Origin of the sequence: Halobacillus salinarum, assembly GCF_022919095.1 — a bacterium.
Taxonomy (GTDB): domain Bacteria; phylum Bacillota; class Bacilli; order Bacillales; family Halobacillaceae; genus Halobacillus_B; species Halobacillus_B salinarum.
In genome coordinates this window covers 916,051-940,792 of record NZ_CP095073.1, presented here as the reverse complement: position 1 = coordinate 940,792, position 24,742 = coordinate 916,051, and the positions used below count along the sequence as shown (strand labels likewise).

At 45.0% G+C, this 24,742-nt stretch carries 25 protein-coding genes; 10 read left to right on the top strand and 15 right to left on the bottom strand.

The window, feature by feature from the left end:
- Positions 1-71 precede the first annotated feature (71 nt).
- The 3 genes from MUN89_RS04905 to MUN89_RS04895 all read left to right on the top strand — a co-directional run bounded on the left by MUN89_RS04905 (position 72) and on the right by MUN89_RS04895 (position 1,299).
- Positions 72-494 (top strand): cell wall hydrolase, encoded by a 423-nt coding sequence (locus tag MUN89_RS04905; protein ID WP_244711899.1) that lies wholly within the window; start codon positions 72-74, stop codon positions 492-494.
- A gap of 21 nt (positions 495-515) precedes the next feature.
- Positions 516-971: a spore coat protein GerQ gene (gerQ, locus tag MUN89_RS04900; RefSeq protein ID WP_244711897.1), complete on the top strand. Its 456-nt coding sequence runs from the start codon at positions 516-518 to the stop codon at positions 969-971.
- A gap of 79 nt (positions 972-1,050) precedes the next feature.
- A complete protein-coding gene (locus MUN89_RS04895) occupies positions 1,051-1,299 on the top strand; it encodes a hypothetical protein (protein WP_244711896.1) in 249 nt (82 codons plus the stop codon).
- Between the two features lie 54 nt (positions 1,300-1,353).
- On the opposite strand, the gene MUN89_RS04890 is transcribed toward MUN89_RS04895, so the two are convergent.
- The 3 genes from MUN89_RS04890 to MUN89_RS04880 all read right to left on the bottom strand — a co-directional run bounded on the left by MUN89_RS04890 (position 1,354) and on the right by MUN89_RS04880 (position 3,680).
- Positions 1,354-1,722: a DUF423 domain-containing protein gene (locus MUN89_RS04890; RefSeq protein ID WP_244711894.1), complete on the bottom strand. Its 369-nt coding sequence runs from the start codon at positions 1,720-1,722 to the stop codon at positions 1,354-1,356.
- A gap of 15 nt (positions 1,723-1,737) precedes the next feature.
- Positions 1,738-2,052: a YwdI family protein gene (locus MUN89_RS04885; protein ID WP_244711892.1), complete on the bottom strand. Its 315-nt coding sequence runs from the start codon at positions 2,050-2,052 to the stop codon at positions 1,738-1,740.
- A 287-nt stretch (positions 2,053-2,339) separates the two neighbouring features.
- Complete coding sequence (locus MUN89_RS04880) at positions 2,340-3,680, bottom strand: sodium-dependent transporter (RefSeq protein ID WP_244711890.1); 1,341 nt, start codon at positions 3,678-3,680, stop codon at positions 2,340-2,342.
- A gap of 228 nt (positions 3,681-3,908) precedes the next feature.
- Here MUN89_RS04880 and MUN89_RS04875 point away from each other — a divergent pair, with 228 nt between their 5' ends.
- The 3 genes from MUN89_RS04875 to MUN89_RS04865 are packed head-to-tail and all read left to right on the top strand — an operon-like array spanning position 3,909 to position 5,645.
- Positions 3,909-4,115, top strand: a complete 207-nt coding sequence (locus MUN89_RS04875) for a hypothetical protein (RefSeq protein ID WP_244711888.1) — start codon at positions 3,909-3,911, stop codon at positions 4,113-4,115.
- On the top strand, positions 4,112-5,143 hold the full coding sequence (locus MUN89_RS04870; RefSeq protein ID WP_244711886.1) for a GNAT family N-acetyltransferase: 1,032 nt from the start codon (positions 4,112-4,114) through the stop codon (positions 5,141-5,143). Before MUN89_RS04875 ends, MUN89_RS04870 begins: the two co-directional genes overlap by 4 nt.
- A 13-nt stretch (positions 5,144-5,156) precedes the next feature.
- The gene (locus MUN89_RS04865; RefSeq protein ID WP_244711885.1) at positions 5,157-5,645 is read left to right on the top strand and encodes a GNAT family N-acetyltransferase; all 489 of its coding nucleotides are present in this window, start codon (positions 5,157-5,159) and stop codon (positions 5,643-5,645) included.
- Here the strand turns inward: MUN89_RS04865 and MUN89_RS04860 are convergent.
- The 4 genes from MUN89_RS04860 to coxB are packed head-to-tail and all read right to left on the bottom strand — an operon-like array spanning position 5,642 to position 10,428.
- A complete protein-coding gene (locus MUN89_RS04860; protein WP_244711883.1) occupies positions 5,642-7,225 on the bottom strand; it encodes an FMN-binding glutamate synthase family protein in 1,584 nt (527 codons plus the stop codon). The genes MUN89_RS04865 and MUN89_RS04860 overlap by 4 nt on opposite strands.
- Before the next feature lie 12 nt (positions 7,226-7,237).
- Complete coding sequence (locus MUN89_RS04855) at positions 7,238-7,813, bottom strand: cytochrome c oxidase subunit 3 (protein ID WP_244711881.1); 576 nt, start codon at positions 7,811-7,813, stop codon at positions 7,238-7,240.
- Entirely contained in the window at positions 7,810-9,717 is a 1,908-nt protein-coding gene (ctaD, locus tag MUN89_RS04850) for a cytochrome c oxidase subunit I (protein ID WP_244711879.1), read from the bottom strand. Before ctaD ends, MUN89_RS04855 begins: the two co-directional genes overlap by 4 nt.
- 3 nt (positions 9,718-9,720) lie before the next feature.
- Positions 9,721-10,428 carry a cytochrome c oxidase subunit II gene (coxB, locus tag MUN89_RS04845; RefSeq protein ID WP_244711877.1) on the bottom strand — a complete coding sequence of 236 codons (708 nt, stop codon included), beginning with the start codon at positions 10,426-10,428 and terminating at the stop codon, positions 9,721-9,723.
- A gap of 152 nt (positions 10,429-10,580) precedes the next feature.
- Here coxB and MUN89_RS04840 point away from each other — a divergent pair, with 152 nt between their 5' ends.
- Positions 10,581-12,335, top strand: coding sequence for a methyl-accepting chemotaxis protein (locus tag MUN89_RS04840; protein ID WP_244711875.1), 1,755 nt, complete (start codon positions 10,581-10,583; stop codon positions 12,333-12,335).
- A gap of 332 nt (positions 12,336-12,667) precedes the next feature.
- Here MUN89_RS04840 and MUN89_RS04835 read toward each other — a convergent pair whose 3' ends face one another.
- Together MUN89_RS04835 and MUN89_RS04830 are read right to left on the bottom strand one after the other, a co-directional pair.
- The gene (locus tag MUN89_RS04835; RefSeq protein ID WP_244711874.1) at positions 12,668-12,958 is read right to left on the bottom strand and encodes a phasin family protein; all 291 of its coding nucleotides are present in this window, start codon (positions 12,956-12,958) and stop codon (positions 12,668-12,670) included.
- The gene (locus MUN89_RS04830) at positions 12,955-14,622 is read right to left on the bottom strand and encodes an ABC1 kinase family protein (RefSeq protein ID WP_244711872.1); all 1,668 of its coding nucleotides are present in this window, start codon (positions 14,620-14,622) and stop codon (positions 12,955-12,957) included. The genes MUN89_RS04835 and MUN89_RS04830 overlap by 4 nt, the downstream gene beginning before the upstream one ends.
- Before the next feature lie 162 nt (positions 14,623-14,784).
- Here MUN89_RS04830 and MUN89_RS04825 point away from each other — a divergent pair, with 162 nt between their 5' ends.
- Positions 14,785-15,678, top strand: a complete 894-nt coding sequence (locus MUN89_RS04825) for a GNAT family N-acetyltransferase (protein ID WP_244711870.1) — start codon at positions 14,785-14,787, stop codon at positions 15,676-15,678.
- Between the two features lie 76 nt (positions 15,679-15,754).
- Positions 15,755-16,621, top strand: coding sequence for a fructosamine kinase family protein (locus MUN89_RS04820; RefSeq protein ID WP_244711868.1), 867 nt, complete (start codon positions 15,755-15,757; stop codon positions 16,619-16,621).
- Here the strand turns inward: MUN89_RS04820 and MUN89_RS04815 are convergent.
- Positions 16,594-17,247 carry a DUF1722 domain-containing protein gene (locus MUN89_RS04815; protein WP_244711866.1) on the bottom strand — a complete coding sequence of 218 codons (654 nt, stop codon included), beginning with the start codon at positions 17,245-17,247 and terminating at the stop codon, positions 16,594-16,596. The genes MUN89_RS04820 and MUN89_RS04815 overlap by 28 nt on opposite strands.
- A 158-nt stretch (positions 17,248-17,405) precedes the next feature.
- On the opposite strand from MUN89_RS04815, the gene MUN89_RS04810 reads away from it, so the two are divergent.
- On the top strand, positions 17,406-18,761 hold the full coding sequence (locus MUN89_RS04810) for a YjiH family protein (protein WP_244711865.1): 1,356 nt from the start codon (positions 17,406-17,408) through the stop codon (positions 18,759-18,761).
- Between the two features lie 64 nt (positions 18,762-18,825).
- Here the strand turns inward: MUN89_RS04810 and MUN89_RS04805 are convergent, their stop codons facing one another.
- From MUN89_RS04805 to ribH, 5 genes are all read right to left on the bottom strand, one after another.
- Positions 18,826-19,485, bottom strand: coding sequence for a type 1 glutamine amidotransferase domain-containing protein (locus MUN89_RS04805; protein ID WP_244711863.1), 660 nt, complete (start codon positions 19,483-19,485; stop codon positions 18,826-18,828).
- A 439-nt stretch (positions 19,486-19,924) separates the two neighbouring features.
- On the bottom strand, positions 19,925-20,941 hold the full coding sequence (locus MUN89_RS04800) for an acyltransferase family protein (RefSeq protein ID WP_244711862.1): 1,017 nt from the start codon (positions 20,939-20,941) through the stop codon (positions 19,925-19,927).
- 416 nt (positions 20,942-21,357) lie between these two features.
- Positions 21,358-22,599, bottom strand: a complete 1,242-nt coding sequence (locus MUN89_RS04795) for an aminopeptidase (RefSeq protein ID WP_244711861.1) — start codon at positions 22,597-22,599, stop codon at positions 21,358-21,360.
- A gap of 93 nt (positions 22,600-22,692) precedes the next feature.
- Positions 22,693-24,117, bottom strand: a complete 1,425-nt coding sequence (locus MUN89_RS04790) for a cryptochrome/photolyase family protein (protein WP_244711859.1) — start codon at positions 24,115-24,117, stop codon at positions 22,693-22,695.
- A gap of 157 nt (positions 24,118-24,274) precedes the next feature.
- A complete protein-coding gene (gene ribH, locus MUN89_RS04785; protein ID WP_244711858.1) occupies positions 24,275-24,742 on the bottom strand; it encodes a 6,7-dimethyl-8-ribityllumazine synthase in 468 nt (155 codons plus the stop codon).

The window sequence follows — 24,742 nt, the reverse complement described above, 5'->3', positions numbered from 1 at the left end:
ATAACTATCAGGTAGGCTTACATATAGTTTAGAGAACAACCTTTGATGGCTGTACAAAGTGAGGTGACAGCATGGCTGTTATATCCTACAACGAGGCAGATGTGAACCTTTTGGCCCGCTTAATGAGAGCAGAAGCGGAAGGCGAAGGAAAACTTGGCATGCTTATGGTCGGTAATACCGGAGTGAACCGTGTCCGGGCCCAGTGCCTGGACTTTAAAGACATCGATACAATCAGGCAGATGGTCTACCAGAGTCCAGGAGGGTTTGAAGCAACACAGAAGGGATATTTTTACCAAAGAGCCCGCTCGCAGGAAAAGCGGCTGGCCCGAAAAAATATTAACGGCAAGCGTTATCATCCTGCCTCCAATTCTCTCTGGTTCTTTAAACCTCAAGGCAGCTGCCCTGCTCAATGGTATGGACAGTGGAATGTCGGGAGGTATAAATCTCACTGCTTCTATGCGCCTGTACAGTCCGATTGTCCGCGAGTCTATTAATTTGAATGAGGAGTGATTCAATTGGCACAACAGAAACAGCCGTCTGGTCAAGGGATGTATGGCCAAAATCCAAATCCGTACTATCCGTCTAATCCTTATCTCCAGTACTATCCATCTGCCCCACAAGGGAACCCTTACCAGCAAGGTCAAATGGTAGGCGGACAATCTACTGGAGTTAACCCTTCAGGCATGCTTCCATCAGAGCAGTCCTATGTGGAAAACATCCTCCGTCTCAACCAAGGAAAAGTAGCAACCGTGTACATGACCTTCGAAGGCAGCGAAAAATGGACGGATAAAGTATTTAAAGGCCAGATCGAAGCAGCCGGTCGTGACCATATCATCCTCAGTGATCCTGAGACCGGAAGACGTTACCTGCTGCTTATGGTTTACTTAGATTACATTACATTCGATGAGGAAATTGAATACAACTATCCATATGGAAACAATCCTGGAATGGCTCAATACTCCCCGCGCTAACCAAATCCTTGCACTGGAAACCCGCTCCTTCACCAGCGGGTTTTTGTACTTTTATTATTAAATAGAAAAGGGTGAACCTATGAGACATCCTTATGAGAACTACCAGCATGCCCAATTAGGTACTCTTTTAGTAGCTGTCATTCTTGCCATCATCGGCTTGTTCCAGCTCCAAAATCAGTGGATTATTCTACTTATGTTCTATGTATTAGCCGCGAGCTTTCTATTTGAAGCCCTGATCGAACTAAAAAAACAGCAAAAAGCATTCTTTATTATTCAACTGCTGCGCGCCCTGCTTATCCTGTTGTTTACAACGATTCTCTACTTTTAGTATAACGAAAAAAACTGGCTTCGAGATTAAGTCTCAAAGCCAGTTTTCTTTTATTTATAGAAATTTAATAATGGCATAGCCGAGCAAAATCCAGCCCACGAGAAAAGCTACGCCTCCAAGAGGCGTGATCATGGCAAAGGTTTTGATACCTGTAGGTGCGTAAATGTACAAGCTTCCGGAAAACAAAAGGATGCCGATGATAAATGCCCACCCTGCTCCAGTCATGAGACCGGATTGAATTTTACCCATTAATAGAGCAGTCGCAAACAGGGCCATTGTATGAAACATTTGATAGTCGACCGCTTTGCCCCACGTGTCGAGATTTTTTTCAGAAATCTTCCCTTCAAGACCATGAGCCCCAAAGGCGCCGAGTGCCACGGCTAGCAAACCATTCAGAGCGGCTATAATTAATAAGATCTTCATCGTTTTCCTCCTCTGTTAAAAATCAAAGATGGATGAGCCATTGGCATCATCTTCATCCAATTGGTCCGGTTTGGATGACTTCTCTTCTGCTTTGTCTGTCCCCATCATCTTACGAATTTCCTCAGCCGTAGGCTCCTGGTAGGATCCATTCTCTTTTGATGAAGCTGCCGGAATACCTGCCTCACTCCGTTCATGCTCCAGCAGTAAATCGGCAAGCAGACGGATGGAGCGGACGTGCTCCCGCACTTTCTGCTCATCGCTTTGATTCAGCATGGCTTCCTGTATTTCATTCGACATTGTCATAAGTACAGTTTTATTCGAAATCGCCATTGAAGAAACTCCTTTTACTAAACTTATGCTTCTGTCGTAGTTTAACACGTTCTGCTAAAAGTTGTCTTTTCTTTACGTGAATGTTCATAAAATGATTAAAAAAACATCTGCTGTAGCATCCATATTTCCACCTGACCAGACAAATGTGTTCCTCCACATAAAAAATTCCGAACGATGGTGAAATCTAATCAGAATTCACCATCATTCGGATGTTCGATGGGCTGACAAGCTTTTGTCGCCACCTGTGAGAACCGTCTTAAAGGACAAAACATTCACTCGTAATCTAATTAAATGACTCCCAGCTTATTTAAAAAGATGAGCACAATGATGATTGGTGCCAAAAATTTCACGATCGTGTACCAAATATTTCCTATAATCGCTGAGTGAGTTAAATCAGTTGCCTCAAGTGCTTCTGATTTCTTGAAATACCAGCCGGCAAAAAGCGCCATAGCTAGACCGCCAAGCGGAAGCAGAATATTAGAAGCGACATAGTCCATGGAATCCAGAATATTCCGCTCCCCAATCGGTGTCACATCTGCCCACATGCCAAATCCCAGCGATACGGTAATCCCAAGTGCAAACATAATCGTTCCCATCAATATACTCGTAAACCGGCGTGACCAATGGAAAACCCGCATAAAGTAGGCCGTGGGAACTTCGAGAATCGATACAGAAGACGATAAGGCTGCCAGAATAAGAGCAAAAAAGAATACGATGCCAATGATGCCGCCCATCGGCATTTGCTCAAAAATACTCGGCAAAGTAATAAAAACAAGCGGCGGCCCTGAACTCGGATCAATTCCAAAGGCAAAGACGGCCGGAAAGATGACAAGACCGGAAATAACCGCAAAGAAGGTATCCATAAGCCCGATCCCAAGCGCAGCGCTCGGCAGTTTATTCTCTTTCGTCAAATAGCTTCCGTACGTGAGCATAGCCCCCATTCCTAAGCTTAAGGAGAAAAAGGCCTGGCCGAGGGCCGCAATATAGATCGACGGCTCTTTAAGCGCCTCCCAATTCGGTTGAAATAAAAATCGCACACCTTCTACAGCACCTTCCAAAGATATGCTGTAAAATGCCAGTATAATTAATATGATAGCAAGAAGCGGCATAAATATTTTATTCGCAGCCTCAATTCCTTTTTTCACTCCACTGTAGACAATGACAATCGTCAAAATCATAAAAAGCGCTGTCCATAAAAGCGGATGCCACGCATGAGCCGTAAATCCTCCAAATGCCCCGGCATACCCTTCCGCTGGTTCTACGAAAAACTGGCCGCTCACATATTCCCAGAAATAATAAATCGACCAGCCGGCGACTACCGCATAAAAACTTAAAATTAGAAAAGCACTCAATACGCCAAAAAAACCGGTTAAAAACCATGGCGTTCCAGGCGAGAGTTTTTTAAATGAGCCGACGACGTCGCTTTCTGCCTTGCGTCCGATACTTACTTCCGTTAATAATAGGGGTACTCCGATAATAATGACACATAGTAAATATAAGAGTAAAAAGGCGCCTCCTCCATTGTTGCCCGCTACGAAAGAGAAACGCCAAATATTGCCCAGTCCGACAGCAGACCCCATTGCAGCCAGCATAAATCCAAGCTTGGAGCCCCACTTTTCTCTTGCCATATCCTTCTCATCTCCTTTCAAACTTCCTTTTAAATATTCCTCAGCATACCATAGATTATGTAAAGAGACGAGATGCATTCAGAAATTTCAATTTATTTACAACAAAACCGATCCCCTTAAAGCTTGAATTCTTATCCTTCCTTTCCATCCTCTTGAATAAAATCGGTTTCTATTCTTCCTTCGTTTGACTACAATAAAATAGCAGATGCCTGAAGAGGAGATGATTGAATGCAAATACGAAGAATGAACGCATTTGAACCTTTTACCGAAATATCGAGCCATTGCTATCCCGGCATGAAACTGACATCAAAAGAAGCGAAAAAGCGCTACACGGAGCACCGCCAAACAATGGACAAAGAACCAAACGTTGCACACTTTGGGATTTATGACGAAAACAAACTGGCCGGGGGAGCATCCATTACTCCCTCCCGATGAACGTTTATGGCCGGACAATTCCGACGCTCGGCATCGGAACCGTAGCCGTCGACCTCCCCTATAAAAAACAAGGACTTGCGAAGCAGCTGCTTCAGCATTTTCTAAAAGAGGCGGTTGATAAAAACTGCCCACTCACTCACCTCTACCCTTTCAAACCAGACTTTTACCGACGAATGGGGTTTGGATTCGGTCCACAGCTGAATGTCTTTCACTTCGCTCCTGCACAGCTTCCTTTCTTCAAGGATGCTGAACGAGCAGCAGCATTATCTGACAAAGACCTCCCCCGAGTCAAAGACTGCTATAAAAGATGGGCAGAAAGCACACACGGCGCCTGCCATAAGCAGGACTATGAATTTCGGTTTCTTAAAATGGAGGATACCGAGACCATCGGTGTTTATTTAGCTGGCGAACTAGAAGGATACATGAGTTTTCAAATGAAGCAGGCGCATGGAGACTCTTTCCTGCAGCACAACCTTCATGTGACCAACTGGTGTGCCAACTCAACAGAAGCCTTTCAAGCGTTGATTAATTTCCTTCATAACCAGAAGGACCAGGTAAAAAATATTGTCTTTCCGACTTTTCATGACACGTTTGCATTTTTACTGGATGATCCCCGCCGTACGAACCATGACCTGATCTTTAACATTTACCATGAAACCCACCGCAGAGGAACAGGAGTCATGTACCGCATTGTCGACTTTCCTTTGTTTCTGAACTACTTGAAAGATTATTCATTCAGCACAGACGATTTAACCATCGCCTTTGAAGTCTCTGATTCGTTTATGGATGAGAAACCATCGGATTACGCCGTGCACTTCTCCGGTTCAGGCACCCAATTCGTTGAAGGATACGAAGCTGATGCATCTATAAAACTCGATGTAGCCGAACTTTCTTCTCTTTTCATGGGATGTGTCACGTTAGAGGAGCTGCTGTTCCTAGGTAAAGCTGAGGCTTCCGGGGAGCGGGTCGAAGCAGCCAAACGGGTTTTCTCAAATCCAGTAAAGCCGGAAAATTGGTCGTTTATATAGGAGGGGACGGAAATTGAACTACCTGCCCATTTCACACGTATCTGAAGAAAAACTCAATGCTTTTTTTATAGAGCAATGGGGAAGCCTGGAGATGCTTACGGCTCAGGAGACTTATCAGCTTCGCGAGTTGGAAGGGTTTTCCTGTCAAACTATAAACGAGGACCTGATCGGGCTGGTGACATTCAAGGAGACTCGCGGCAGCTTGGAGATCGTGTCCCTCGATAGTCTTCAGGAAGGATCAGGCATTGGAAGCGAGCTTTTGAGGCTTGTAGAATCGGAAGCAGAGGTTCGCGGAGTAGAGCTTGTACAGCTGACGACAACTAATGACAACATCCGTGCGTTGGCTTTCTATCAAAAAAGAGGCTACCGAATCACCCAGGTTTCCCCAGATGCTGTAAGAGAGGCGAGAAGACGAAAGCCTTCCATCCCTCTTATAGCTGCTAATGGGATTCCTATCAGCGATGAAATACGGTTGGAGAAGAATCTTTTCAGCGGTCGTTAATGGACCGCTTTTTTGTTGTGCTCCTCAAAGGTTAACACTTTACTCAAGGCTTCTTTATAGCGGATATGCTTGCGTTCAAATTTAGTGGGACTGTCGATCCCTGCCGCAGCCGCCATATTAAACAACCCTTCACGTAAAGAGACGACATAGTTGCAGGTGCGGTATTTCTTTTCTTCGATATCCAGTGCCTTCTGCAGATCTGGGTCCGTGGTAGCAACGCCGACCGGGCAGTTATTCGTATGGCACACTTCAGCCATGATGCAGCCGACAGTCATCATAAATCCGCGGGCGATATTTACCATATCCGCCCCGAGGGCAAGCGCCATTGCTATTTTGTCAGGAGTAATAAGCTGTCCGGAAGCAATGATGTGAGTGCGCTCGCGCAGATCATACTTACAGAGCAAGTCGTGCACGAGCGGCAGCGCTGCAAAGGTCGGGAGTCCGACGCCGGAAGCAAGCTCAAAATAAGACGCGCCCGTCCCTCCATTGCCTCCATCTACTGTGATGAAATCAGGGACCAACTGCTCTTCGCTCATCACCCTTATCATATTTTCCACTTCTTCCTCATTGCCGACGACAATTTTGATCCCTACCGGCTTGCCGCCCACTTCACGAAGCTCCTGGATAAACGTGAGCATTTCCTTTACGGAATCAAACTGGCGGAACCGATTCGGGCTGTCAATATCCTGATAGGGCTCTACATCCCGGATCTCGGCAATTTCTTCGGTGACCTTTTTTCCATCAACATGGCCGCCGCGGGTTTTGGCTCCTTGACCAAGCTTAAGCTCAAAGGCTTTGACTTGCTCAATCTCCGATTTCTGCTTAAATTCTTCCCAGGAGAACTCTCCATCCTTTGTCCGCACCCCAAACAGCCCAGGGCCAATTTGCATGATGACATCGACACCTCCCTTGAGATGGTAGGGCGAGAGACTGCCTTCGCCTGTGTTCATCCACGTCCCTCCTGCCATGCCTAATCCTTTAGACAGAGCGGTGATCGCATGGTCGCCTAAAGAGCCGAAACTCATGGCAGACTGCCCGATCAGCCCGCTTACCGTAAAGGGATGTCTCACGGTATCCTTACCGAGAGTTATCCGATTCTCTTCCGTGAGCAGATAGGGATCAATTTCCGCATCTTCCCTGTGTTCTTTCCGGGCGAATAATTTATCTTCATCCACTTGATAGAGCTTTGTTTTTACTTTTGGCTCCTGGAGAATTTTTAATTCTTCCCTGTGCGTCGGGAACATGGAATTGGATACGTAATAGCCGTCTTTTTCAAAATCACGCTCAGAACCATACCCAATCATCCGGCTGTTGTATTTGCCCGCTACGTTAACGAAGACAAATTCCCTCCGGGTGAATGGCTTCCCCTCGTTATCATTATTAAACAAATACTGTCTGAGCTCCGGCCCCATTTTCTCAAGGATGTATCTTGCTTTACCTAAAACCGGAAAGTTGCGCAGAACCGAATGCTCTCTCTGCTGCTTATCGTGAAAATACAAGCGCAGAACAAGGATCAGAGGAACAACGATCACAAGAATTAATAAAAGAGTGACTAAGGTCATTAAAGTTGTTTGTACCATGTAAAGAACCTCCTAGAATACATATGGACTATAAACAATCAATACGATAAACACCCAGATGACATCTACAAAGTGCCAGTAGTAATTAAAGATCTTATGCTTTTCCACAAACAAAGCACGCGGAAGCTTCTGCCTGAATTGAAGCATTAATAAAATCATCCACACCAGGCCGAAGGTGACGTGGGAAGCATGAAGCCCAACGAGCACATAAAAGGAAGCAAGAAAATTATTCATGCTGATCGTGTAGCCGTCATGGGCATATTTATAAAATTCATGAACTTCCAGTCCAAGAAAGACAGCGCCAAGGATAAAGGTCATAGCAAGCCCAAGCCAGATCTTCCACCGCTTCCCATCCTTTAAGCCGCTTTCAGAGATTAACAGTGTCGCACTACTTGGAAGCAGGCATGCGGAAGTAAGAATGACTTCTCGCAGCTCGAAAACCTCCGTAGGCGTCGCTCCGCTCTTTCCTGGAGTAAAAATGACATACGTAGCAAATAGAGTGGAAAACATAATCGCTTCAACGGCAAGATAGAGGAAGAATCCTAGCCGTTTATCCTGAAATAAAGCTTCAGACGCGAGCTGCTTCATGATTCTTCCTCCTTCTCATACACGGGCTTTCTCTCATCTGTAAACGTCCTGATAACGAAGAATGCGAGACTGACAGCTCCTAAGATCACAACAAGCCAAAACCAACTGTAAACAAAGGCAATGCTGAACAAAATCATCGTCAATCCAATGAGAACCGGCTTGTACGTTTCTACTGAGATCGGCGAAGGACGCGGATGTTCCGCTGTTTTTAAAGGAACCTTGTTCAATTTGTGGTACCAGAAATTATCAATGGAGCTCACCTGCGGCATCGGGTCAAAAGGATGCTCCGGTGGCGGCGATGCGACGGACCATTCCAAGGTGCGCCCGTCCCAAGGATCGCCCACTACCTTAGTTCCGCAGCGCTGGGTTTTGTAAATATTCCAAACGAAAAACAGCATGCTGAACGCCATAATGTAGGCTCCAATTGTACTTATGAAGTTGTAGATAAAGATATCGTCTTCAGGGGTATAGGTGAACACCCGCCGCGGCATGCCATTCAGTCCGGCAAAATGCTGCGGCAGAAAAGTGACGTGAAAGCCAATTAAAAACAGCCAGAAGTGCCACTTGCCTAATTTTTCGTTAAGCATTTTTCCAGTCATCTTCGGATACCAATAGTAAATGCCGGCAAAGACCCCCATAATCGTCCCTCCGACCATGACGTAGTGAAAGTGTGCAACGACAAAATAAGTATCATGATATTGAAAGTCCGCAGCAGCAGAAGCAAGCATGACACCGGTTACTCCGCCCATGACAAACGTAGGGATGAATCCCAAGGCAAACAGCATAGGCGTCGACATCCGGATGACCCCGTCCCTCATCGTAAACAGCCAGTTGAATATTTTCACTCCGGTTGGGACGGCAATCATCATCGTCGTAATGGCAAAGAACGTATTAGCGAAAGCTCCTAAGCCTACGGTAAACATATGGTGCGCCCATACCATAAAACCTAAAAGACCTATAATCGCAAGCGCAAAAACCATCGATGTATACCCATATACCCGCTTTTTTGAAAAAGTAGAAATGACATCCGAAAAAACCCCGAAGGCTGGCAGAATGAGAATGTACACTTCTGGATGGCCGAAAATCCAGAACAAGTGCTGCCAGTAAATCGTCGACCCCATTCCTCCGGAAAAAAAGGAAGTACCGAAGTAGCGGTCAAACATCAAGAGCGCTAGAGCGATCGTCAAAACGGGAAAGGCAATCATGATGAGGACACTTGTAATAAGAGCCGACCAGGAAAACAGTGGCAGGCGTGTCCATTTCATTCCCGGAGCTCTCAGCCTGATGATCGTAACAATCATATTAAGCGCCGTTAAGATCGTCCCGAGTCCCCCTACCTGCAGGGCGAATATGTAATAATTGTTGTTCACTCCGGTTGTAAATGAATCGTTGGAAAGCGGCGTGTACGCGGTCCAGCCGGCATTTGGAGCGGCATTCATGAAAAAGGCGATATTAAAGATGATCGCCCCGGATGCAAACAGCCAGAAACTGACGGCATTTAAAAATGGAAAGGCAAGATCGTTTGCACCGATTTGCAGCGGAACAGCCACATTCATCAGCCCCAGCAGGAAGGGAGTGGCCACAAAGAAGATCATGGCAGTGCCGTGGGTAGTGAAGACTTCATTGTATTTATCTGCTTGAAAGACCCAGAATTCATTATCCGGTACGGCAAGCTGTGTTCGGATAATCATGGCATCCATACCTGCCCTGAAGAAAAACAGCGTACATAAGAGAATGTACATGGTACCGATTTTTCTGTGGTTGGTCGTCCTTAAATAGTCAAAGATGACCGGCCATACATTATTTTTCGTAAGCAACCACAAGAGAACTGCGCTTCCAAGTATCATCACAATCCAGGAAAAAATAATATCTGAAGGCACAAATCCAACCTTAGGTATATGCATCGTTCATTCCCCCTCTGTTCTCAGCCATTTTTCGTATTCATCTTCACTGACAACCCGGGCTTTAAAACGCATCGTTGCGTGCCCGGATCCACAGAACTCCGCACATTTCCCTTGATACGTCCCTTGTTTATTTGGAACGAAGGCTAAGTGTGTTTTTTTGCCGGGAATCGCGTCCATCTTTCCGCCGAGCCTCGGCACCCAAAAGGAATGAACCACGTCGACAGAGGAAATCGTCAATGCTGCTTTTTTATCTACAGGGAGGACAAGCTCAGTGTGTGACTTTTTCCCATTTTCATATGTAAATGTCCAGGCAAACTGCCGGGCTTCTACTTGAACATTGACCGCATCCTGTTTAAATCCTTCCCCGGCCGCTGATTTATACGTAAGGTCGTAGGTTGCTTTCACCGTTGGGACCGCAAGAACAACCAGCAAAAGTACAGGGAGTACCGTCCATATGATTTCATACAGTTTGTTCTCTTTTTTATCTCCGGGTATGCAGCCTATTCTTTCTCCCGTTTCCCGGTATTTATAAACAAAACGCGTAAATAAAATAATGACCACAATTAATACAAGCATCATTAGTCCAAAGCTTAAGTAAATGAGATTAGACTGGGTTTGTGCGGTATCACTAGCCGGATTCAACACACGTATTTGGCAGCCGCTCAGAAGTGTTACAAGCACGATAAGCGGCACGAATCGAAGGCATCTCATTCTACGGCAACCCCTTCGTCAGTTTGTGATTATTTCTCTATAGTTAATTAGCCCTTTTTCCCAGCTTTGAAACGTTGTAAAGAATTGAAATTTTTGGTCGATAAATAGAATAGAGAAATGTAGACTATGCTTTCAAAGATTAGGGGAGAATTATGTGGAAAAATCTTAGCATTGGGTGGAAATACGGAACAGCATTTATCGCAACGGTAGTGCTGTTTGTCATCGCTATTATTTTCGTATTTATGCAATTGGAAATGGCCAAGGATGATGTACAAATGCTGGATACACGAGGGACTACAGCTATTGATGCAGGCGAGCTTGCTTCTCTTGCGCGTACGAAGGATATCCGGATTGCAGACTACGTCCGTGAACCACGACGCACTTATATTGAGGAATTTCAGGAAAACCAGGCTGAGTTTGATAAACTGCTGAAGAAATATGACGAGCAGTTCGCTGAGACAGACATGGGCAGAAGCCTTGCTTCCATCAAGGAGCTGGATCAGCAGGTAAACGACTTGTTCTTAAAGGAAATGGTCGGCAACGTGAGCAATACTGAAAAGATTAATACGTTAAGAACAAAGACTCAAGGGCTAAGGCGCGATCTTGTTGAAGAATTAGACAAGCTTCAAAATGAAGCACAGAGCCAAATGGCTGATTCTGTGAAACAAGCAGAGGATGACATGGCTGCGACCGTTCTCATCCTAATCATCTCCACGATCATCGCCATCCTTGCAGGGGCAGCTATCATGCTGTTTGTGAACCGTTTAGTAAAGAAAAGAATGCGGCAGCTTGTCGCTTCAGCTGATCAAATTGCTGACGGTGAACTTTACCATGCACCATTTGATTATGACAGCAAAGATGAAATCGGCCAGCTTGGGGCATCCACGAATGTGATGAAGGCAAGCTTGGAGGAGCTCCTCAGAGAAGTCTCCGCCCTTTCCGGCAAAGTGCAGAGCCAAAGCAATGAGCTGAAGCAGTCTTCTTATGAGGTCCAGGAAGCATCTTCACAGGTGGCATCTACAATGGAACAGCTTTCTTCATCCTCAGAGCAGCAGGCGGGCGATGCTTCTTCCCTCGCTGAAATTATGGAGAAACTAACGAATAAAATTGCTGCTGCCAACCGAGCTGGAGTCAAAGTTTCCGAAGACTCCAGTCACGTTCTTGAGCTGAGCAATAATGGCCAGGAATTAATGGATACATCTGTATCGCAAATGAACGCTATTCACCAGCTGATGGAAGCTGCGGTAGGAAAAGTTCACAATCTCGATCATCAGTCAAAAGAAATTACAAAGCTGATCCACGTCATTCAAGATATTGCTGAACAAACTAATCTGCTGGCTTTAAATGCTGCGATTGAAGCTGCCCGGGCCGGGGAACACGGCAAAGGTTTTGCTGTCGTTGCTGATGAAGTAAGAAAGCTCGCAGAACAAGTATCCCGGTCTGTAGGCGAAATCACAACGATGGTAACGACCATTCAGTCCGAATCAAAAGAAGTTTCGTCTTCACTCGAAAATGGTTTCGAAAAAGTGGAAGAAGGCAGCCGGCAAATTGAATCGACAGGCTCAACCTTCCAATCCATCCAGAATTCTATCCAGTTTATGGTGGAGGGAATCAACGGCATTTCAAACAATATCAATGATATTGAAGTTCATACGAAAGACATGAATCAATCCATTGAGAATGTAGCCTCCAGTTCCCAGGAAGCTGCGGCAGGGGTCGAACAAACGACCGCTTCCGTTCAGCAGACGAACAGCTCCATGGAACAAATCGCCAGTCATGCCAAAGAGTTGGCTGACATGTCTGATCGTTTGGAAGAGCTTTTACAAAGATTCAAGCTTTCAGAAGAAGATGTGGAAGTAGATGCTCCTCATCTCGAAGAAACCCTTCCTCAAAATATAAGTGCATGATTTAGATGCTGAAATAGCCGGTTCGGAAATACACTCTGCTTTTCGCGGGCCTACAGGACGTAGGTCCGTGTATTTCCTACGCTGGCATGGTCCTCTATCTATTCCATGCTTCGCTTTCACCTGCGTAAACCGAACTACAGAGACCCATTTCTCCGTTTAATAAGACAATAGTTCACTGAAATGACAGGAAATAATTGTGGCGTTAATTTACAAAAAATCCGAACGATGGTGAACTATTCATAAGAAATTCACCTTCATTCGGATTTTATCATTGCTGAAAAGCTTATGTCCCAGACCCTTTTTTGTTTTTTATGGTTAGTAGAAAAGCTTATTCACGGTCGATTTTCCAGTTTTTCAATTCTTGCTTCCAGCGTTTCATATTCTTCCCTCGTGACAAAACCTAACGATTTCATCCGGTTTTGCAGCTTCGATTTCGCCTGGCCGTTCCAATCCTTGTCAACACTCTCTCCTTTGGAGATCCACGTGTTAATAATGGACTTAGCTTGTGAAGGAGTCATCTCCCCTTTTGAAACCATATCATTGACCATCTTTTCAAACTTTTCTTTACCGCTCACAGCCGCACCAAGACCTAAATAGAACCCTTTCTTCAACAGTTCACTCATCGTTCATTCCTCCTGTTTTGATGATATTTTTTTAATAAGCGAAAGTGGCTGATCATGAAAAAAAGCCAGCCTGCTGCTCCAACACCGGCCGCTGCTTCCCCGATCCAGACAGGGAAGAAAACGACTTCCATGACTGAAAGACCCGTTAACACTCCTCCAGCTGCAAAAATGACAAAAAACAACAGCGAATAAAATAAATAAAACTGATGATAAAGTTGATGACTCTGGCGGACCTGCTCGGCTTTCCGCTGTTTATCCCCATCTTCCAAATAATTCACAAGGGCACGTGGAAGAGACAGCAACGGACGTGCGGTTTCTTTGGCTATATTCTTGTATAAGGCATACGCAGAATCCTCGCCGGCCATCCATTCCTTCATGACCGGTCTCCCCCACTGAATTAAATCCACCTTCGGATAGATCGTCGTCAGCACTCCGATAATAATGGAGGTCGCTCTGCCAAGAAAAGCATAATCAGCAGGCAGCTGGATTGGCTGTTCTTTGACAAATTCCTGCATTTCATTCAGGATATCATTCATCATATGCGCATCCAGCTTGTCAAAATTCCCTTCCAAATACATCGTTGTCGTTTGTTTGAGTAATTTTTTCATATGTTCGGTATCGGCATGCTCCAGTAAAAATTCCATTTCCCGCAAAGCCTCAATTACTTTGTCATAGTCATCCAGGATAAATCCCTGAATCATTTTCCTAAGCGAATGAACATCTTCATTACGTACTTCCCCTACCATCCCGAAATCAATCAACACAAGGGTACCGTCAGACTTCAGCATTAAATTTCCCGCATGGGGATCCGCGTGAAACATGCCTGCATAAAGAAACTGATCAATCCCTAAATCAAACAGCGTTTTGGCTAATTGCTCGCGATTAATTCCGTGATTATGAATAAAGGATAAATCCGTAATTTTTGTCCCTTCAATCCATTCCATGACGAGCACCCGATTGGTCGAAAGATCCTCGTAATAGTCCGGGATATACAAGGAAGGAAAATCTTGAAACCGGCTTTTGAAATGCAAGCCGTTTTTCAGTTCCATCGTGAAGTCAAGCTCGTTACTAATCACAAGGACTACTTCCCGGTAAAGGGCCTTTAAATCGGCTTTTTTTCCATAACGGGTGAAGCGGGAAAGCATCCAGAACACAATTCGAAGCGCCTTAAAATCCATTTTGAATATATCGTTGACCCGGTAGCGCTGCACTTTCACCGCAACCGGAGTCCCATCTTTGAGAAAAGCTTTATAGACTTCGCCAATTGACGCTGAAGCTACCGCCTGTTCATCAATGTGAGAAAGAAAGTGGTCGAGCGGTGCCTTCCATTCTTTTTCGATAATTCTTCGCGAATATCGAAAAGGTGTCGGTTCTACACGGTCCACCAATCCCTCCAGCTCCTCGATAAACGACTGAGGCAGTAAATCTCCCCGTGAGCTTAGGAACTGGCCGAATTTAATCAGCAAACCGCCAAGCAGAATAGCCTTTTCCCTGTATTCACGGGCTTGTTTTTCCAACAGTTCCTTCCATGCCCGCTTCGTTTCCTGATCCCACATCCGGTGCCTGGTTTGAAACCAGAAGATTTGCAGTAAAAACTTTGCCGCCATCCAAACGATTACCGTAATCCGATAGATCGATATGTATTTCATACGTCGATTCCCCATAGACGTCCACCAATCCTAATACTTTTTTTATTCCTATTACCCCGCTTGCCTCCTTTCAATCATTCTCCCCTGATTTTTTTAAAAAATCCGTACAACTATCTATTTAGTTGAGAAGTAAAGGCAGTCTGTGGCATGCTTTGATTAGAAGGAGAAGGTGATCAAATGAACGTGACTGAACTGAAAGTAAAGAATTTACATAAAACTGCGCAATGGCTTCATGATATGAATGCTCAGGATAAGCATTTTGTTGCTTGGCTTGCGTCTGATCCAAACGAAATTTTCGAACAAATCTGGACACTCACTCAATTCCAGGAGCCTCTTGCTTATGTAGCATGGAACGATGAAGGAGATATGATCGGCTTTCTCGGCATCCTGCCTTTTTTTGAGCAGAATCTCTGCCGTCTCCTTGGGCCTTTCGCTCTAGAAGATGAGGAAGCCGTCATAGAACAATTGTGGGACAAAGCTTCCTTAACGATTCAGCTCCATTTCAAGGCCGTAAAGGTCGCTTGTTTTGAAGCCAATCATGCACTGGTCGCTTTTACCGAGCGACACAATTTCAGCCTTTATAATGTTGAAAAAACACTTGCCCTTCATAAAGAGCATTACTCCCCCAGCCATGAAGGAAGTCCTGCTATTGTGCCGTTACAGCCTGAAGATCTCCCCCGCCTCAAGGAGCTTCATCCTGAAGGAGCCTATTATTCGGCAGATGAAATCATGAATTACAGTCAGCAGGCTGCTAATAACCTATGGGGATATCAACAAAACGGTGAACTTATGGGATATGTTTACTTTGAAACAATCCTGGCTGAAGAAGAAGGAGAGATTTGTTTTGTCAACGTAGCCAAAGCCCACCGCGGCAAAGGAATCGGCAGCAAATTGATTGAGCATGCCCTGCAATATGCAATGGAAATTCATAAACTGGAGGTTGTCACAATCTCCGTACGGACGTTAAATGAACAAGCAGAACAGCTTTATAAACAGTTGGGTTTTATAGAAGTGAATAAAATTTTTGCCTATGAAAAAGTCTGGGACCGACCCGGCTCTTCTTTCCATTAAGACGATTATCACTTGATTTACGGGAAGCGGTTAAAGATTCTGGTTGAATTTCGCACTAAGGATAAAAGGAGGAACTATGAAGGAAGCGATAGAACGTGCACTCGATCATCTAGGAGACCACTCTCCCATCACAGCTGTAGAGCAGGTGAGCGGCGGAGATATTAATCGTGCTTACTATGTACAGACCCAAGCTGAAGAATATTTTATTAAAGGCAATGAACACGTCCCTGCCCATTTTTTCAGGGCAGAAGCTTACGGTTTGTCTCTTATCAAGGAAACGAATACCATTCATGTCCCAAAGGTTCATTACTATGACGAGCCGGAAAACGGAGAACAAGCTGTGCTCGTGATGGACTGGATTGAAGGCGGAAGCCAGTCGGCTGATGGCGAGAGGCTTGGACATGAGCTTGCCCGCCTTCACCAGCAGCAGGCAAATGAATTCGGTCTTGGGGAATCTACATTTGTCGGCACCCTCGAACAGCCAAATGAGTGGTGTTCAAGCTGGCTTGACTATTACCGTGAATTCCGCTTAAAGCCTCAGCTTACCACAGCTATAGCTAAAGACCGAATGGCTGGCAGCAGACGTTCAAAGCTGGAAACAGTAATCAGCAGACTTGAGGAGTGGATTACCCACGAGCCAAAGCCGGCGTTACTGCATGGCGATCTGTGGGGAGGCAACTGGATGACAGGACCGGATGGACCTTATTTAATCGATCCTTCTGTACTATATGGTGATCCTGCCTTTGAATTAGCTTTTACAGAGCTATTTGGCGGGTTTCCTTCCTCCTTTTATAAAACCTACGAGGAAACCAGTCCGCTGCCGCCACATTATGAAGACATTAAGCCACTATATCAGCTGTTCTATCTGCTTGTGCATTTAAATATGTTTGGCGAAGGTTATGGACGTTCGGTAGATCAAATAGTAACAAGGTACGTTGGATAAGGTGCAAAATAGGTCTGCTGTAATAAATAGTCTTTCTGATACCGATCCGCCAAAGAATATAACTGTTCGGTGATTACAGAAAGTGACGTACTTCCATCCAGGTACTCCATCATCTTTGATTTCAGTGCTTCTTTCTCGTTTTCTGTAAGCTCGTGTTTAAAATACCCGGCTATATGCTGACACACATTCACATGTGAGGAAGCTTTAGCCGGGTATTTTAATAGTTCTTCAAGCTTCTCATTATAGGTATTTCTTACTTTTGTAAAAGACTCCTGCTTATGGTTGGCTGCAATCGCCCCCAACTGCTTTAACAAATAAGAATGATAGCTCATCAGCAGATACTTGTTTTCTGAATGAAACGCGAATAATTGCTTAGCGTTTTCTACGTGGCGAAAATAGGCAAGGACGTATAATTTACGAAAGAATTCTTTTCGGAGTTGGATGCTTTCCCATTGGTTTTCCGTTACACAGACTACAGGGATCTGCGCTTTAGATGCTGGGAGTTCTTTTAAAACGCTTCCGTCTCCTGAACCAGCTGTAATTTTCATATACGGCGCCAGCTCTTCTTTTATTTCCTGGTGGACATCATCTTCTATTTGAATGTGCGGAACTGGAAAATTCCTCATCACCACTCCCCCGCTTCTCTTGTTCTTAATTGAAGGATTTCCTGCAGAAAAAGTCGAATAAACCATTATGGAAGAAATTAATTCTTGGCATTTATACATACATGTATTAAAATGTAGAACGTTGTATAAATATTAGCGCCAGTCAGGAGAGATGCTTTATGAAAGCTAAGCAGCATAAGCTTTCTTCCCACTTACGTTTTATTATTCCATCTTTAATCGGTATTATTTTATTTATGGTTCCCATTTACAATTCAGAAGATGGATCCGTTACGATTCCGATCGCTATTCTGGCCGGATGGGTCGAAGAGGTCCTCGCAAACCAGCTGTCCTTAATTATGATGTTGATTATCTCGATTACGGCCATCAGCACCCTTGTTGTAAAAGCGCTGCGGCCGGAAGCAGTGAAAAGATCGCCTTTTTTCACGTCACTGCTTGATGTTCCCGGTGTCTGGGTCATTACGAGAGTACTCGGAATGATCTTTGCGATCATGGTCTATTTTCAAATTGGACCGGAGGCTGTTATTTCTGATGATGTAGGCGGCCTTCTACTGGGTGACCTGCTTCATGTATTGTTTGCAGTATTTTTATTTGCAGGACTGTTTCTGCCTTTATTATTGGATTATGGACTGCTTGAATTATTTGGAGTCCTGCTCACAAAGTTAATGCGCCCGCTGTTTAAACTCCCTGGACGTTCCTCCATCGATGCGCTTGCTTCGTGGCTGGGAGATGGGACGATCGGCGTTTTGCTTACAAGTAAACAGTATGAAGAAGGCTTCTACACGAAGAGAGAAGCAGCTGTAATTGGTACGACCTTCTCAGTCGTTTCGATTACATTCAGCCTTGTTGTGATTCAACAGGTAGGTCTTGATACTATGTTTGTTCCATTTTACCTTACCGTCGTTGCTTCCGGTTTTGTTGCAGCCTTGATCATGCCACGAATTCCGCCGCTGTCGCGTAAAAAAGATACGTATGTAACAGAAGAAGGCGGCGATATCGACGAAAGCATTCCTGGACATCATAACGTGTTCAGTTATGGGTATCAAAAAGCGGTGGAAAGAGGAGCGAGCTCCAGCAATTTTGCGAGCTTTTTGAAGCAAGGCACACAGAACATTCTGGATATGTGGATGGGAGTTGCCCCGATCGTTATGGCGCTTGGGACAATTGCGCTCGTCATCGCCACGTCCACTCCTTTTTTCCAGTGGCTTGGAATTCCGTTCATCCCTTTATTGGAGCTTTTACACATTCCCGAAGCTGAAGCAGCTTCAGAAACGATTCTCGTCGGGTTTGCGGACATGTTCCTCCCGGCTATTCTCGGGAGCTCAATCGAGAGTGAAATGACCAGATTTGTCATTGCATGCTTGTCTGTGACGCAGCTCATCTACATGTCTGAAGTCGGCGGGTTGATTCTCGGTTCCAAAGTACCGGTGAATATTTTTGAACTGTTTATTATCTTTATTCTGCGTACAATTATTACGCTTCCAGTGATCGCGTTAGCTGCTCACCTGCTATTCTAATCAAGAAAATGAATGAGACATGCAGAAAGCCGCAAGGAATATTCTTCCTATGCGGCTTTTTTTCCTATTGCAGCAGGCGTACAACGGCTTGTGCTGCGCTTAAGCTCGACTGTGGGTTTTGTCCTGTCACAAAGTTTCCATCCACCTCTACATGATCCTGATAAGCTCCCCCGGCAACAAATTCCGCTCCTGCTTCAGAAAGCTTGTCTTCCAGCATAAAAGACAAAGCGTCTGTTAAACCTGTTTCTGCTTCCTCTTCATTCGTAAAACCGGTCAGCTTAACGCCATTCACGAGCGGCTTCCCGTCACTTTTTTCTGCTCCAATAAAACCGGCCGGTCCGTGACAGACAGCTCCAATGATTTTGTGGTTGTCCGCAAAATGCTGGAGCACGTTAGCTAACACTTCGCTGTTTGGAAAATCAACCATTGTACCGTGGCCGCCGGATAGAAAAACAGCATCATAGTCGGCAGGCTGTATTTTACTGAGCACCTTCGTATCTTTTAGAGGCTCCATTACTCCATCCCATACCTTAGGAAGGCGGTTACTGTAGCTGTTCGGGTCAATCGGAATTTTTCCACCATTCAGGCTGGCCGCTGTAATTTCGAAGCCGGCGTCTTTAAATTCAGTGGAAGGCTCAACAAACTCCTGCAGCCAAAGACCTGTCGTATGTCCAGAATCCAATTGGTCTGCATTTGTTACAATCATAAGGATCTTCTTTGACATCAACGTACGCCTCCTTCATTTGCTTCTTACCTATTGTTTACCATTTCCCTTTTTCCATCCACCCAAACACCCGGCAGCATTTCACGCACATAGAGAACCTCCCATAGTACATGTGGCCACTGAAAAAGTTCTTTCAAAATTTATAGATGCTGTAATGTCTGTCGTTCATTCTCACGAATCGCTTGTCGGTGGATGCTTGAAGCAGGCACTGTGCCTCAGCTAATTTGGTCAAGAAGATCACTTGACCAAGTGGATCTTCGACTCGCGCTGTTTCTTCAGGCGTCACTACCGATCGCTCATTGTGGATTCAACAGAGATCGTATAAAAGAAGCCGAATTGCACGATATTATCGTTTCAATTCGGCTTCTTTTTTTATGCATAACTTAAAAAGTCATCCGTTCTTTAAGCAGCGCTCATGGCTGAGGGAGTTCTCTTGTCGTCATGATTCTATAGAAGATTGTTTATTGGTTATTCTCGCCCACCACTTTTGCAGCTGGCTCGTGCGCCCTTCAATGACAGGCTGGGTAAAGGTGCGGATCGGGTTCGTCGACAGAATAAGAACAATCGTTGCCGCCATTATCGCAAGTCCGAGAAGGTCGAGAATATTATCCACTTTGAATAAATGTTCATGCCTGATGAATTGGATGATGAACCCATGGAGAAGATAGACATAAAGAGTTCTTGAACCAAAATGGCTTAAGCGGAACTCCTTGTTCGGTACCCAGGCAAGAATACTAATGGTCATCAATCCAGCCAGAATGTAGACCGCCAGTCTGAACAATCCGCCAAGTTCAGGAGTGCCAAGCACTTCGTAGGATTTTGAGCCAAGCAGCCAACCGGAACTGAATTCCGGAAAAATCGCAATAACTGCAGCAATCACAGCCATTACCACCAGGCTTGCTTCCTTCACCCAGGTCGTCCTCCATTTGTGCACTTGCTCCTTCGTCAGCCAGTAACCTGCCAGGAAGAACGGGAAGAACACAAAAGTTCGGGAAAGACTGAACAATTGTCCAACGTCACTGACATAGCCGATAATCAGCCCTATTTCTACGGAAATAAGGATCCCCATAACCGGCGGGAGTTTCTTAAACCAATACAGAAGGATATGCCAGCAGAATAAGCTGAATAGGAACCATAATGACCAATGCGGCAGAAACGGTCCGTTCAGCCAATCTTCATCGCCCATTAGGAAAAAATAGCCCGTGTACACAGATTGAAAGATTAAATAAGGCAGAATTAATTTTCTTGCTAGCTTTAGAATGTAATCTTTATGGCCTGATCCCTTGGCAAAAAAGCCGGACAGGAATATAAATGCAGGCATATGAAAGGTATAGATCCACGTATACAGCGTGTATATCGGTCTAGATCCGTCTGTGAATGGCTGGATCATATGGCCAAACACAACGAGAAAAATAAGCAATAATTTGGCATTATCAAAATATGCTTCCCTTTTCATTGAATTCACCCTTTATTTTCATAGACTATTGTTTTTTATCTGTCTACTCGTCATAGACGTGGTCAGTCACCTTATATTTACCATATTTAAAAGCAAATCATGCGTAAATCACTTCGATTTAAACAAACTGTAACGAAGCTGTTAAACTCTGTCATGAATGACTTCAATATGTAAAAAATGCTTGCTGATAGATACACTTTCAAACGATAAATATGGGATTAAAGTAAAGGTCTGTCAGGCTCTTATTTGGGTTAAGGGCGAGGGAAAAACTCGTTTTTTTCTGTGTGGCTAAAGGATGCAGGTAAGTTCGCCATTTGGAGACTGAATATAAAAACCCGAATCATTAATGATCCGGGTTTACGGTTTATTTTCTTCTATCTAAGGTATTCCTTTTAAGGGAATGTCTAGTTCAATGGTTATTCGAACTCCATGGCCCAGGAGCCTTTACGAAAAATAGGTTCGAAGCTTCCGTCCTGCGTTTCACCGTCGATGTCGAGTTCAGCGGAGCCCATCATGAAATCTTCATGGACAAGGCTGTCGTTGACTCCGTGTTCATCCATTTCCGTTTTATCCATAGAAGAGCCCTCTTTAATATTGGTAGGGTAGGCTTTCCCTAAAGCTAAGTGGCAGGAAGCATTTTCGTCATAGAGCGTATTAAAGAAAATATGACCGGACTGGGAAATGGGCGATTCGTTAGGAACGAGAGCTACTTCACCCAGCCGTTTTGCTCCTTCGTCGGTTTCAAGCAGATGCTTTAATGTATCTTCTCCGGATTCTGCCTCAAAATCGACCACTTTGCCATCTTCAAACGTAAGCGTGAAGTTCTCAATTAAGTTCCCGCCGTAGTTCAGCGGCTTCGTGCTGGTCACTTTCCCTTGAACGCCGTATTTATGCGGCATGGTGAAGACTTCTTCCGTCGGCATGTTCGGATTAAATTCGACACCATCAACAGAATGGGTCGAGCCCCCGTGCCAGATGTGGTTGTCGACAAGCTCAATCGTTAATTCGGTGCCTGGTGCTTTATAATGCAGCCGCTTATATTGCTTTTCATTTAAATATTCTCGTGCCTGCCTCAGCTTTTCATTGTGCTCTTCCCAGGCTGTAATCGGATCGTCCCGATCAATACGCGTAATGGAAAAAATCTGCTCCCAAAGCTTCTCCTTTGCTTCCTGAACAGGAGCATCCGGGAACATTTTTTCTGCCCAAGCTGTCTGCGGGTAGGCGACAATGCTCCAGGTTACTTTATCGTTCATAATATAATCCCGATAGTTGGACAGAGCTTCCGCGGTCGCTTTGTTGGCTTTTGCCACTCGTTCTGAATCTACTTCTTTAAGCAGATCAGGATTCGGCCCGTAAACAGATAAGAGGGCATAACCATCCTCGACCATTGTCTCTAATCCCTTAGCCTTCCACTCCGGAAAGTTCTCCAGCACGTTCATAGGCGCATTTTTCATTTTCAAGTAAGTGAGAATTTCATCAGACCATTCCACATGAACGTCCTTTGCTCCTTTGCCATAGGCTTTGGCAGAAATGATTCGTACAAGGTCCGATGCCTCGATCGGCGCGTTAATAATAAGACCTTGTTCTTTTTGAAGATTGACGCCTTTTTTTAATGCTAGTTCAGCGTACTTTTCTAATTGCTGCTGGTGTGTTGTCACTTCAATAACCTCCTCTATGTAACTTAATATTCTTATTATTTCATAACTTCATGCCGTTTCCTAATCATTTCCGTTTTCAAATTCGCCGTTTGTTCACGTTTCTTTTTTAAACATTTCGATGGCTCGTTTCCGCATTGTTTTATGGTCTACGACCGGTTCAGGATAATCCTCCCCTACGACACAGCTGCTTTCCCACTGATCGCTGTCTGACATTTTGCCAGGCTCATGAATGTATTTCTTAGGGACATCTTTAAGCTCCGGGACCCACTCTTTAATAAATCGTCCGTGAGGGTCGAAGCGCTCGCCTTGAGTGGTAGGATTAAACACTCGAAAATAAGGGACAGGATCTGTTCCTGTGGAAGCAGCCCACTGCCACCCTCCGATATTGGAAGCCGGATCATAATCCACCAGTTGTTCAGAAAAGTAACGCTCCCCTAAACGCCAGTCCATGAGTAGATCCTTCGTAAGAAATGATGCCACGGCCATCCGCAGCCGGTTGTGCATCCAGCCTGTTTCATTCAACTGGCGCATCGCGGCATCGATCAGCGGGAAGCCGGTTCTTCCCTGTTTCCACGCACGGAAGAGCTCCTCATCCTCATTCCAGGAAAGGCCACGGTATTTCTGCACCATTTCAAGATCATCCGCATCAGGGTAAAAGTAATAGATCATATTATAAAAATCTCGCCAAGCCAGCTCCTGTACGTACGTTTCTATTCCTTTCTGCTGTTTTCTGCCATCGGTTTCCTCCATGACTTTGGAGTATACGGTCCGCGGAGAAATTGCCCCTGTCCGCAAATAACGGGACATCAGACTTGTGCCGTCCACTGCAGGGAAATCACGGTCCTCGTCATAATCATAGATGGCTCCCTCAAGAAACCACTGCAGGCGGTCGAGAGCATCCTTTTCTCCTGTGCCTCCCCATTTCCCCTGGCATTTTCCTACTAAGTGTTCATACCGCTTCCTGCCAGTGACAAAATCGTTCTCCCTGTCTATAACCAGCCTCTTCAGCTTCTCATGATCTATTTTTCTTGGCTTCGGCTTATCTAACTGCTGCCATTGCTTGAAGTACGGGGAAAAAACTTTATAGTGCCCGCCTTCCTTTTTATTCACCTCCCTGGCACTATGGATATGATGATCAATGGCAGGAAAAACACCAATGCCTCTGTTCTCCATCCATTGTATAATCAAGTCATCCCTTCTTTTACCAAACCCCGTTTCGTCATAATTAAAATAGACTTCCTCTACCTCTTCCGTTTTCAGCAAATCGTTGAACGCCTCCTCTGGTTCACCATATAGAAAATGTAGAGGAGTTCCGAGTTCTTCACAGCTTTCCACGAATGAACAGAGTGTTTGGAAATAGTAATCATGACGAGGAGTAAAATTCTCTATTAACGCAGGATGGATCTGATAGATCAACAGGAGGCTGTCGTTGTCACCAGCGTTATCTATCGCTTTAGCCAGCGCCGTATGATCATTTAAACGCAGATCTTTTCTAAACCATACCACTTTGGTACCCATGCCTGTTCCCCCTTCATTACAAAACCCTTCTGACTGATTATTTCCCTTTATTTATGCAGGAAAACACAAAAGAACCGCTTCAGTTTGTTCTGAAGCGGTTCTTAATGCAGGCTTGTCTTAAATTTAAGCTTGAAAAATCATTAGGCTTGGCAGCAAACTATTCAAACAAACGATTTAAATTTGCCATCTCAATGGCTCCTGCCGCTGCTTCCCAGCCCTTATTACCAGCTTTTGTTCCAGCTCGCTCGATCGCTTGTTCGATCGTATCCGTCGTAATCACTCCGAAAATGACGGGTACCCCGCTCTGAACCGAGGCTTGAGAAACACCTTTGGCCGCTTCCCCGCACACGTAATCGAAATGAGGCGTAGAGCCTCGGATAACGGCTCCAAGCGTAATCACAGCATCGTACTTCCCTGAATTCGCCATCTTCCCAGCTACCATGGGGATTTCAAAGGCGCCAGGCACCCATGCCGCTTCGACTTGATCCAAATCGACGCCGTGGCGTTTCAGGGCATCGACGGCTCCTTCGTATAATTTGGACGTAATAAATTCATTAAACCGCCCCGTAACAATTCCAATTCTCAATTCGCTGCCTACTAGATTCCCTTCCAAAGTTCTTACCAT